The sequence below is a fragment of the Streptosporangium sp. NPDC051023 genome (assembly GCF_040689595.1).
GTDB lineage: Bacteria > Actinomycetota > Actinomycetes > Streptosporangiales > Streptosporangiaceae > Streptosporangium.
In genome coordinates, this window is sequence record NZ_JBFBCE010000056.1 from 47,707 (window position 1) to 59,411 (window position 11,705).

An 11,705-nucleotide genomic window follows, 5' to 3' on the forward strand; every position below is an offset into this window, starting at 1 on the left:
GTGCCTGTCGATCCACAGGGACATTCGCGCGCGGGCTCAGTCGCGCTTTTCGATCGGGAGCATCCCGGTGTAGCTGACGTGGAACTCCTGGTTCAGGGCCGCCTATGAGCCCTCCGCGCCCCTCCGCGCCCCTCCGCGCCCCTCCGCGCCCCTCCGCGCCCCTGCGCGGTCCTCCTGTCCGGTTGACGAGCCGCTGTTCTCCGGGGCCGCTCGTGCATTCGCCGTACCGAGACGGCTCGATCAGGGGGGCGATCCCGCGTCACCGGGTCGCAGAGCGGCCCTGTTCCCGATTTCGGATGTCCGAAAAATCGGATAACGGTACTACTTCATTCTCGTCAACCTCAATGATCACTGACTACCCTGATCTTCGCATTTACCGAACATGAGGATAGTTCAGGACTTCGGCGATGGGGCGGCGAGTAGCTGAGGTTTTCACAGCTCAGCCCCTCCTGCCCGCCGATGGTTTCCCCTTCCTCAGGCCGTCCAGCTCAGGACGGCTCGCTCCCCCCGGAGGACCAGTGAGACTACGGTCTCTACTGGCGAGCGCCTCTGTGCTCGCCATCACCGCGACGGCCACGCTGGCCGTCGGGGTACCAGCTCAGGCAACCACCGATGACCCCGCTGTGGCCAAGAACCTCGCCGCCGAGGTGCAGAAGGGCGAGAAGGTACGCGCGATCATCGAGATCGAGCGTGGCCAGAGCATTGCAGGTGTGGCCAAAACCGCCGAAGCGGCCTCAGACGAGACCAAGGTCATCAGCAAGGCCGGCTCCGACGGGTTCATCGTCGCCACCGTCGACAAGCCGACCCTCGCCGAACTCAAGACCGACGACCGGGTGAAGGCCATCTACAAGGACGAACTGAGCAAACCGGCGCTCGACGTCAGCACCAAGCTGATCGGTTCGGACAAGGCCAACCAGGCGGGCTGGACCGGTAAGGGTTCCACCGTCGCGATCATCGACACCGGCATCGACCGGGATCACCCGTTCTTCGCCGGACGGATCGTGGGCGAGGCCTGCTTCTCCACCGTCGACTCCGACCCGGACTACCAGGCCGTCTCGTTGTGCCCCAACGGCCAGACGGCTCAGACCGGCGCCGGCGCGGCCGACGCCGAAACCGCGCAGTGCGTTGTGAACGGCGAGGTCAAGTGCTTCCACGGCACGCACGTCGCAGGCATCGCGGCCGGGAAGAAGGCCGGAGCCGCGCCCTCCAACGGCGTCGCGCCGGAAGCGGGCATCCTGCCGATCCAGGTGTTCAGCCGGTTCAACGGCCCCGTCTGCCAGGAACTGGGCATCTCCACGCCCTGCTTCCTCAGCTTCACCTCCGACCAGAAGCGCGCGCTGCAGTATGTCGACGAGGTGCACGCGGGGCTGAAAGTCGTAGCGGCCAACATGAGCCTCGGCGGCGGTCCGAAGTACACGTTCCACTGTGACGGCGCCGCTCTCGAGCCGGAGATCCTCCAGCTCAAGGACTTCGGTGTGAGCACCGTCATCTCGTCGGGCAACAACGGGCACGCGGACGGCGTCGTCAACCCCGGCTGCATCGCCGCGGCGGTCACCGTCGGCGCGACCGACGACGATGACACTCCCGCCCCCCTTGGCAACCGCGGCCCCCTGATCGACTTCTTCGCGCCCGGCGTGGCCATCAACTCCTCCCTGCCCGGCAACACTTACGGCGTCATGAGCGGCACCTCCATGGCCGCACCCCACGTCGCGGGGGCCCTGGCACTGCTCCGGCAGGCGTATCCGAAGCTGTCCGGCGAGAAGCTTGTCGAGAAGCTGCAGACCACCGGCAAGAGCATCACCTACCCCAGCGGCGCCACCACGGTGACCACCAAGCGGATCGACCTCGTCGCCGCGCTCCCGCCCGTGCCGACCGCCTCTCCCACGCCGACCGCCCCTCAGACCGCGACTCCGACGGCCACGCCAACTGCAACGGCCACGCCGACGCGAAGCCAGACGTCCGGCCCCACCTTTGGTACGGGCACCGATCCTCTGCCAGTGCCGGACACGTGTAAGCGGGGCAAGGGCGCCAAACCGCTGAACGCCAAGCAGTGGGCGACCGAGATGCTCCGCGGAAAGGGGACGCTGGATGACAAAACCCTCGTCTGCTACCTGACGCTCGCGCAGAACGGCAGCAAGGTCTTCCCAGAGGTGACCGACACCGGCTCCCTCGGCAAGGCCTACAAGGTCCTCGCCCCCAAGAGCAAGACCGCCAAGGCTCTGCTCGACCGTGAACTGCTGGCCGCCTGGCTGAACTACGCCCACGGCGTCCACAATGGCTCCACCAAGGTCCACGGCAGCACCACGCTGACGAAGGTCATCGGCGTCGCCGAACGGTACCGCACCGCCAACGGCACATCCGCCCAGCTCAAGAAGACGGCCGACTACCTGTACAAGTACGTCAACAAGTAGAGGGTGCCTGAAAAGTTATGATCGGGGCGCTCCGGGGCGGCATGTAGGTCACGGCATAGACGGCGCTTTTCGAGGCCGTGATCGGATGCTCGTCGTCTCGCGACAACCGCCAACAGCGGCCCAGCCAGGCACATGTTCGTTCCACTGTTCGCTCCACGACGCAGCGATTGTTCGCTCCACGACGCAGCGATGCGGGATCACCCCGATGCGGGGCACCTCGCGCGGCGGTGCGTCGTGCCTGGCCCGGGCCGAGCGCGTACCACCGTCGCGGCGCACCACGATCTGTACCGTCACGCTGAGCGTCACCTCGGTCCAGCCGATGAACCGGTTCCCACGCGTGCCGCACCCCTGGGAACCGGGCGATGGTGGTGTGTGACAGCACCACCATCGTCCCCTTCCGATCACCGGCATCGGCCGGGCCGACGCAGGCGCCCAGCGCCAGGCCCAGCGTGTCGACCAGCGGGTTCCGCTTGGCGTCGAGCACCTTCTTGGCGCCGTCCTGCTGGAACAGAGCGTGGATATCAGGCGATTCAGGCGGTGCTTGGTCACTCCCACTCCGGCCGAGGATCGTGCGTCGCCTGGCGGAAAAATGCTGACGTCAGGGGCCGTCGGACGTCCATCGATGATGGGTGAAAACTCGCTTGCCGGGATCTTCGAGGCAGGAAACACTGCGGCATGCATCCCTACGAGCAGACCGATGAGCTCCGTCAGGCCGTCGACGAGTTGGGCGTCCGCATCTATACGGCGTTGCGCGACGGTGGTCTCGAAGCCGACCTTCTCGTCGAGCTGGCCTGCCTGATGGAGGAGTGGGGCGTGTCCACTCCTGTCACGCGGGAGCTCCTCGAACGCCCCGCCGCCGAGTTGACGGCCGCCGACCTGGCCCGGCTGGGCGAGGCCCTTCTCGAGAGGACCGGTTTCAGGCCGACCTTCGCTCTGGAACCGGGCCTGTTGGTGTCGCTGGATGAGGATCTGAAGGTCGTGGAGCGTGACGTCCGCGCTGCGGGGATCACCGGGACGCTTCGGATGATCATCCCCGACTGGGACCCCATGGGCATGGCATGGGTGGAGTTCGAGGGCATCTGCCATGGCAACGGCCTCAGTGCCGGGACCGGGCCACTCTGGTGTGTGGCCGACGCCACCCAGGAAGTGGTCATGGAGGTGATCTGGAGGACGTGGCCTGTCTGTCCGGTGCATGATCGGGGTCTGCGCGCCGAACAGGAAGACGGGATCGCCGTGTGGCGCTGCACAGGCGGCGGGCCCCACACCGTCGCGCCGGTGGGTGAACTGCCGCCCGAATGAAGCTGATCAGCGTTGGGGAGGATCATCCGTGAGTGCGCCGTCTGCACCAGAACTCAAGTCTGGGCACGGCGGACTCGGGAGGGACTTTCTTCGACTCTGGCAGTCGTACACGGTCAGTGCGATTGGCTCAGCTCTCAGCGTCGGCGCGCTTCCCCTGATCGCAATCATGGTGCTGCATGCTTATCTGCACCTGGCTGATCTCCGCAATATGGATGATCGAGGTCTGGGACTGGCGGTTCGGCGTGTCCTCATGTGGCCATGCGCGGACGATTGCCGGAGTGAAGGTTCGGGCGCACACTCGCCTGTGGTAGGTACCGCACCCCACCTCAGTCGCATCAGTCCTAGGCAAAGGAGGGCGGCCACTCCTACCTTCGCCTCGCCCGACTGGGCAGCCTTCGAGGCTCGCGTTCTGGACCCGGTCTAGCACAACGATCGCGACCATCTCGTGTCCCTGACCCGACGCGAGCCCGCGCTCGGGGGACCATCGCCCGCGCCGTGAAACAGCCCAAGACCGTTCCTCGCGCTGGGTGTCACGACGGGTGCTCCGTCTCCCCATGGGGCGGAGCTGCCCACACGTCTTTCCGGAGGGAAATTCATGGGCTTCCTCAGCATTCGATCGCCTCACACCGCGCACGTCTTCAGCGCACGGGCCCGGCGTCGGGTGATCTCTGTGACCGCTGCCCTGGCGCTGGGGTTCGCGGGCGTCACCTCGGCCGCAGCCCCGGCCTGGGCTGCGGCCCCGGCCAACGACGACTTCGCCAACGCCCAGGCGCACACCGCGGCCTTCGCCGACAGCGTCAGCAACGTCGACGCGACCGCCGAAACCGGCGAGCCCGGGCAGGATTGCACTGACGGTGGTGCCGGACCGTTCAAGTCCGTCTGGTATTCGCTGACGCTCACCGGCGCCGCGACCGTCACCGTCGACACCGCCGGGTCGAACTTCGACACCGTGCTGATGGTCTTCACCGGCGCCGGCCTCACCTCGCTGACCAAGGTCGGCTGCAACGACGACGGAATCGCCCCCGGAGGGGCCTCGACCCTGACGTTCTCCGCCAGCGCCTCCACCACCTACTGGATCAAGGTCGACGGCTGGGCGGGCACCTCGGGCACGATCGTGGTCAACGGTGTCGCCGTGCCTACCTGCACGATCACCGGTACTTCCGGCGACGACACCCTGAACGGCACCAATGGTGACGACGTGATCTGCGGTCTGGGAGGTAACGACACCATCAACGGCGGCAACGGCAACGACATCATCTCCGCCGGCGGCGGTGACGACATCGTCGACGGCGGCAACGGCACCGACACCCTGTACGGCGACTACGGCGATGACGCCATGGGCGGCGGCAACGGAGCCGACACCCTGTTCGGCGGCCCCGGCAATGACACCAACGACGGAGAGACCCTGCTCGGCGGGCTGCTGCACCTGTTCGACAACGGCAACGACACCATCGACGGCGGTCCCGGCAACGACGACCTCGACGGACAGAACGGCAACGACACCCTGATCGACCACACCGGCACCGACACCATGGCCGGCAATGTCGGTAATGACAGCATCGATGTTCAGGACGGCGTGTCCGGCGACACCGCCAATGGCGGCCTCGGCTCCGACACCTGCACCGTGGATGTGGGCGACTCCACCAGCAGCTGCTGATTTCACCTTCATCGCCCCCGATCGCGGGCGCGCCGGGCCTCATCTCCGTTGTGCCCGCGGTCTGGAGCAGCCGGGATACCGAGGTTGACGACAGGTCGCCGTGCCTGGCGCTCGGCCTCATCGCGTTTCGCGCGCAGGAAGCTGAGCGTCAGGTCGATGCCTTCGATCTCACCGATCCAGCCCTCCGCGTCGGCGCGTTCACGACGGGCGAGGAGATCGGTTTCGATCTCGTTGAGCCGGTCGAGCATTTTCGGGTTGACGTTCAGCATCGGGCAGCGGATGCAGGCGTGCTCGTGCTGACACGGGGTGCCATAAGGCCGGCTGCATGAGCCCAGCTCGACCTTGCGTTTGTCGAAGTGTTCCTCGAACTCTTGCCATTCCTCTGTGCTGGTCTGGCGGTATTCGTCGCCGGGGCGCAAGGTACGGCGGTTGGCGAGGTAAGCGGTGTAGTGGCGGACGACGTCCTCGTCGAAGACGGCGACGTAGCCGCGGGTGGTCTGGATGTTGAGGTGTCCTAGCAGGGCGGCGCCAATGTGGATGGGAAGGCCGCTGTTGACAAGCTCGGTGGCGAAGATTCTGCGGAAGTCGTGCGGGGTGAACCGCACGGTCCGGAACTGCGGGTGGTGCTCGGCAAGTTCCTCGCAGCGCCGCCCGAGCTGCTGCAACACCGTGGCGGGAGAGATGACCCGCCGTGTGGAGCCATGTTGGCGCTGGAACAGGAACGGCAGGGGCGCGCTCCAGAGCTTGTCGTGGCAGTCGAAGCGTTTGATCAGCTCGATCGTCCGGCCGCTGCGCGTGTGCCGTCGAATGATCGAGGCGATGACGTGGAACAACTCGGCGCTCATGGGGATCACGCGTTCGCGGTCAGTCTTGGAGGGGGCGATGACCAGTAAGGCGATGACCTCGCCGTTGGCGCGCTGGTATTGGCGGACGCTCAGGTGAGTGAGCTCGCACATCTCTTCGATGCGAACGCCTGAGTGGCGCAGGGTTTCGATGCAGGCCCACTCCCAGAACGCCTGCTCCTCGTTGGCCTCAACGTGGATACTCCGTCCCGTCTCCTTCTCAACGACTCGGACGGGCAGATAGCCGCGGCTGCGTTGATGGTGCCGGTCGTTGGTGGTGACGACGCGCCGGTAAGTGCGTCCGTTCAGGACGAAGCTGTCGCCATCGGCCGCTGTATTGGCCTGCTTCAAGAGGGCGCGGGCGTGTTCGTAGCGGTTCTCGATGTGCTGGACCAGCACGGGCAGGAGGGGTTGGCGCTGGCGTGTGCGGTCGGCGGAGCGTTCGTTGATCCTGCGGCGGCGCTTGCCCAGGCCACGGAGCTCGCTGGGAGGGACGGGGCAGGGCGCGACCCAGGGCCCCCAGAGTTCGGGCTCGTCGGCTGCCCAGGTGTGCAGGTCGTAGTAGAAGCTGCGGACGATGATGACGATGCCGTCCACGCCGGCGCGGGGTTTGCCGTCCTCGCGGGTGCTGATCATGTGCCGCCAGGTCTGGTAGACCTCCGGCGTGATCCTCAGGTCTGCCTGGTCGGGGTTGATCCGCTCGATCTTCTCCCAGAAGTGGTGGGCGAGTTCGAGTACCAGGTTGGACAAGCTGGCGTAGTCGCTGTCGGCCGAGCGGCGGGCGAGGTAGTCGATGAGCAGTTGGCGGACCGACTGGTTGCGGATGGTGTAGCGGTCGACGAGTTCCTCGATGGTGAGCTGGCCGCGCATTAAGGCCTCGCGCATCGTGGAGGGGGTGCCGGGCGGGAAGTGCCCCATGGCGTGCAGGATGTTCCAGGCTGACGGACCGGCGAACCTGTTGGTGATCTTTGTTCCGGGAAGGCGTTGTGCCATGACCTGCCGGGTCTCGTGGCCGTGATACAGCAGGGCCGCGGGCGTTAGGTCGGTCAGGGCGATGCCTTGAACGGTCAGCAGCCGGCATACATCCCGCACCGCGTCTTGGCGGTGATGGCCCTCGACGTCGTAGGCGGCGGCCTGCTCAGCAAACTTGTCCAGCAGCGGATCGGCCTGGGCGGCGATGAAGAACGAGGGATAGTCGTTGAAGGTGTTGCTGCGAAAGGCCAGCAACGACGGCTGGATCACGCGCAGGCAGAGCAGCGACCGCAGGCCCGTCGGGGTGGAGATACCGTTGCTGCGGCTGTTTCCGAGGTCGGCGGCCTTGATTTCGCCGGTGCTCAGCGGGCTGCTGTCCCAGCGCTCCTGCCAGGTCACGCCGGGGAACTGTGCCAGGTAGTTCAAGGTTTCCCGGACAGCGTTGCCGCGCTGGCGGCACGTCGTCCGGGTGCCGTCCCAGGTGTCCGTGGCCAACTGCGCCAGGTGACTGATGGAATCCATCGCCAAGTCCCCGAAGGGGCGGGGAAGAACGGTCGGGGTGGCGGGCTCGGGCTTGATCTTGTTGGCCGAAACATACCGGCTGGAGAAGCCGAGCGCCTCGACGAGCGGCCCGTGGCGTCGGCTCACTCCGGTGGTCGGACGGACTTCGGGCTTAACCACCGAACACCGCCTCGATGTCGGCGGCGGCGTAGCCGGAAGAGTAGCGCGGCTCGGGGCGCGGGCGAGCGTAGTGCTCGGTGAGTTTGTCGAACAGTTCCTCGATGCCGACCGTCAGGTAGCGGCTAGTTGTCTGAATGTTGGCGTGCCGCAAGATGGCCTGCACCTCGGGAAGGGTGAGCTGGCCGCTGTTGGCCATCCGGATCGCCGCGGTGTGTCGCAGGTCATGCCAGGTCCAGTTGGTGCCCAGCAGATGGTTCGCGCGCTGCATGATGCGCCGCAGCGCCCAATAACTCAGCGGACGATCGTCGCCACGCCGCACACGCCAGATCGAATCACCCGGCGTGAGCGTCCCGACTTCGTCGAGATAGAGCGCCAGCCGCACGAATGCCTGCGGTGACGCAGGCACCGGCTGCCGCAGCCGCGTGCCCTTCGAAATCACGAAGATCTGCCGCCCGGCCCAATCGACGTCCTCCGGGGTCACGCCCAGCAGTTCGGCGGCGCGGGCCCCGCTGGAGACGGAGAACTCCAGCAACGCGCGATCGCGCTCGCAACCCATCGCCTCGAACAGCTCGTCCCACAGCCGGTCGGGAATCGCTCGCGGCGGCCGGTCGGGAACCTTCTGGCGGAGCCGGGCCCGGCCTGTCACCGGCTCCGGCTCCAAAGGGCTCAGGTGGGACAGGGCCCGCCGGCGCTGGGCAGAGGAGGGCACTGGGTTGATAACTGGTCCGTGACCGCGATGACCGTGGAACTGATAGAAACCACTGACCACGGACAACACGTGGTTGACCGTCCGCTTCGCGTACCCCTGCGGCAGCGTCGGCTTGCCTGTACGTAGGTTCACCGAGCCGGGTTCCGGCGCACCCAGCGTCCGGCGGTGCCGCTGAGGATTGGGGGCGCTGCGCAACCATCCGACCATAGCTGCGACGTCGGCCTCGGTGGCTCGCTCCCAGTGCACGTCTAAGCGCCTATCCAGAAGTTCTGCGCGTAACCGGGCGTGAGCTCGCCGGGGCATGAAGGCGTTGACACAGGCCCCGCCGGGGGTTGGATCGAAGTTGCCTACAACGTCCACCCGCCCGGCGAGGTCGTGGTCAGTATGCGCCCGGTCAGCGTGTTCGCCAACCGTTCAGACGCCTCAATCGAGCAGTTGCGTACCGAGTTACGCAGCCGGTGGCGGCAGGCCATGCGGGCGGTGATGGTGCTGCTGTCCGCGCGTGGGCTGTTCGCAGCTCAGATCGCTGACCTGCTGGAGTGCGACGCGGGCACGGTGCGGCGGTGGATCGGCCGGTTCAACCGGCACGGATCGGCGGGATTGGCCGACCGGCCCCGTTGCGGGCGGCCTTGCACGGGCGGGCCGCGGCTGCTCGTGCGGATGGCGGCGTTGCTGGAGCGGGCCGGGCCGTGGACGGTGCCACGGCTGTGGCAGTACCTGGGCCGGCCGAAGCTGAGCCTGCGCACCCTGTACCGGCGCCTGCGGGGTGTGGCGGTGTGGCGGCGCTCGAAGCTGGTGGCCCGCGGCGATCCCGCCCGCGCCTGCGTGGTGAGCGAGATCGCGGCCCGGCTGCGGGCGTTACCGCGCGGGGCGGTGGTGTGGGCCACCGATGAAACGCATGTGCACCTGCTGCCGCACATCCGCGCCACCTGGACGCTGCGCCACCGCCGGCCCGAGATCGCTACGCCGGGCAAGAACCGGCAGGTCACGGTGTTCGGCGCGCTGGAGATGACCAGCGGGCGGTGGGTGTATCGGCTGGGCCGCCGCTGCGCGGGCGATTTCATCGCACTGCTGGAGCAGATCCGCCTCGCTGTTCCGGATGCCCCGGCAATCGTGGTGATCTGCGACAACGACAGCATCCACCACGCCAAGGCCGTCACCGCCTACCTGGCCGGACACCCTGCCGTGCAGATGCTGTTCGGGGCGCGTTACAGCCCGCACGACAACCCGGTGGAACGCATCTGGGCCGCGCTCAAGGCCTTCATCGCCAACACGGCGGTCAGCTGGCCCGGCCGTCTCAGACAGATCCACGCCTTCTTCCGTGCCCGCTCACCTGATCAGATGCTCACCGCAGCTGCCCCATGGACCAGCCCCTGGCTCCCCGCCGGTTACAAGCGGAACTTCTGGAATGCCGCTTAGTAGCCACAGGAGCCGGAACCATCGCAGCAGGCCGTACGCGTAGCTGCGGCAGGTCAGCGGGCTGCAGTCGCTCAAGGCGAGGTCCTCCAGGTACTCGGTGACCGGGCGGAGCTCCTTGGTAGCCCGGTCGAGAACGACGAACGGCGGATGTATCCGCGCCACCTTGGCGACGGAGCCGACGCTCGGGACCTGCACACGGCCTTCCATCAGTTGGCGACGAAGGTCCACTTCACACTCCTTGATCACGACGTAGAGAGTCATGATCAACCAGGTGAAGGAAGTGCAGTTAACTGAGCAAGTCCGTTACAGGTCTCCCTGCTCGCCGCAATCGGCGGCATCTCCAGCGCGATCATTACTCTGCCGCTGGGCAACCTTGTGGAACGGGGGGAGAAGCGGTCCGCGATGGTAACCGCCGATCTTCTGCAATTCACCGTGCTGGCCAGCGTCCCTCTTGCAGCGACATTCGGTGCTCTGACCTATGTCCACCTCTGTCTGGTCGCGGTCGTGCAAACGAGCAGCACGATCGTCAACAGCTCAGCCAGTCAGGCCTACATCAAGCACGTGGTTGTTCCTGAGCACCGGACATCGGCCAACGCTCGGCTCGACACCGTGAACTGGACGACCCAATCAGCCGGACCACCCGCTGGCGGCGCGTTGATAGGCGTTGCCGGCCCTTTGATGACCCTGATCCTTGACGCGGCGAGCTTCCTGGCATCGGCCGTGCTCCTGCGCCGATTGACCCCCTACTCGGCCGATAACGTCAAGGACGGAAGCTCCAGGAGGGAGCTCCTTGCCGGGTGGACCTTCATCCTCCGCCACCGCGGCCTTCGGCCCCTCTACTTCAACGCCATGCTCTTCGGCGGTGCGATCATGTGGAGTTCGCCCATCATGGCCGTTCTGATACTCAAGGACGTAGGCGCTACGCCGTTCGAGTACGGCATCGCCCTCGGCGTCCCCTGCCTAGGAGGACTGCTCGGCGCAACGCTTTCCCCCAAAGTGGTCACCGTCCTGGGCGTGCAACGCACCTTGCTCATCTTCGGAGTTGCCCGGACGGTATGGATCGCCCCCATGGCCTTCGTCGGCGCCGGGCCCTCGGCCGTACTCATCATCACCTCGGTGGATTTCTGCCTGCTCCTGTGCGCTGGGATCTTCAATCCGATCTTCGCGACCTACCGCATGAACTCCACCCCGGACGGACTCATGGCGCGCGTCGGTACCGCCTGGTCGGTCAGTTCCCGCACGCTCCAACCGTTGTTCATCACCCTGGGCGGCGTGATTGCGGCCACCTCAACCAGCCGATGGTCACTCCTCATGGCCGGAGTGCTCTGCCTTGGCAGCGCCGTACTCCTTCCATGGAGAGGAAGGCTCCCTGACGATGTCCACAAGTACGTATCTTGAGACTCGCTGGGCAACCTCACCGCCCTCACCCGGCTCCACCTGGAGAGCAACCTGCTGACCGGCCTTCCCACATCGCTGCGCCGTCGCGCCAAGACTCTGCCGTAGCGAGGCTGAGGCGCGAAGGCCCAGACCGTCGATCGCCCCCAACCGTGTGTGATGATCAGCCACCGCAAGGCGATCATGAGGGATTCACGGGGCAGACACCGGGGTTGCATCCTGTACCTAGTGCTGTGACCGGAAACGATCACCGGGTTGGGTGAGCGTCTCAAGCTGCCGGTGCGAGTGGACGGCCGCCCCAGCGGATGCCTTTCTCGCTT

At 66.4% G+C, this 11,705-nt stretch carries 6 protein-coding genes and 1 pseudogene; 5 read left to right on the forward strand and 2 right to left on the reverse strand.

Annotated features, from left to right (window positions below; genetic code table 11):
• Nucleotides 1-518 precede the first annotated feature (518 nt).
• The 3 genes from AB0395_RS30790 (at nt 519) to AB0395_RS30800 (ending at nt 5,367) form a co-directional block, all read left to right on the forward strand.
• Entirely contained in the window at nt 519-2,411 is a 1,893-nt protein-coding gene (locus AB0395_RS30790; RefSeq protein ID WP_366287120.1) for a S8 family serine peptidase, read from the forward strand.
• A gap of 675 nt (nt 2,412-3,086) precedes the next feature.
• Nucleotides 3,087-3,710 (forward strand): hypothetical protein, encoded by a 624-nt coding sequence (locus AB0395_RS30795; protein ID WP_366287122.1) that lies wholly within the window; start codon nt 3,087-3,089, stop codon nt 3,708-3,710.
• A gap of 670 nt (nt 3,711-4,380) precedes the next feature.
• Nucleotides 4,381-5,367: a hypothetical protein gene (locus AB0395_RS30800; protein ID WP_366287123.1), complete on the forward strand. Its 987-nt coding sequence runs from the start codon at nt 4,381-4,383 to the stop codon at nt 5,365-5,367.
• Nucleotides 5,368-5,375: 8 nt separating this feature from the next.
• On the opposite strand, the gene AB0395_RS30805 is transcribed toward AB0395_RS30800, so the two are convergent.
• Together AB0395_RS30805 and AB0395_RS30810 are read right to left on the reverse strand one after the other, a co-directional pair.
• Nucleotides 5,376-7,862, reverse strand: a complete 2,487-nt coding sequence (locus AB0395_RS30805) for a site-specific integrase (protein WP_366287125.1) — start codon at nt 7,860-7,862, stop codon at nt 5,376-5,378.
• Complete coding sequence (locus AB0395_RS30810; RefSeq protein ID WP_366287127.1) at nt 7,855-8,766, reverse strand: site-specific integrase; 912 nt, start codon at nt 8,764-8,766, stop codon at nt 7,855-7,857. Before AB0395_RS30810 ends, AB0395_RS30805 begins: the two co-directional genes overlap by 8 nt.
• 189 nt (nt 8,767-8,955) lie before the next feature.
• Here AB0395_RS30810 and AB0395_RS30815 point away from each other — a divergent pair, with 189 nt between their 5' ends.
• The gene (locus AB0395_RS30815; RefSeq protein ID WP_366287129.1) at nt 8,956-9,990 is read left to right on the forward strand and encodes an IS630 family transposase; all 1,035 of its coding nucleotides are present in this window, start codon (nt 8,956-8,958) and stop codon (nt 9,988-9,990) included.
• 306 nt (nt 9,991-10,296) lie between these two features.
• A pseudogene (locus AB0395_RS30820) lies at nt 10,297-11,388 on the forward strand (MFS transporter); the annotation flags it as partial.
• Nucleotides 11,389-11,705: the final 317 nt, after the last annotated feature.

What these genes read in the sequence shown, in the direction of transcription:
- AB0395_RS30815 (WP_366287129.1), top strand. Translation starts at nt 8,956, where the DNA reads ATGCGCCCGGTCAGCGTGTTCGCCAACCGTTCAGACGCCTCAATCGAG.
- AB0395_RS30795 (WP_366287122.1), top strand. Translation starts at nt 3,087, where the DNA reads ATGCATCCCTACGAGCAGACCGATGAGCTCCGTCAGGCCGTCGACGAG.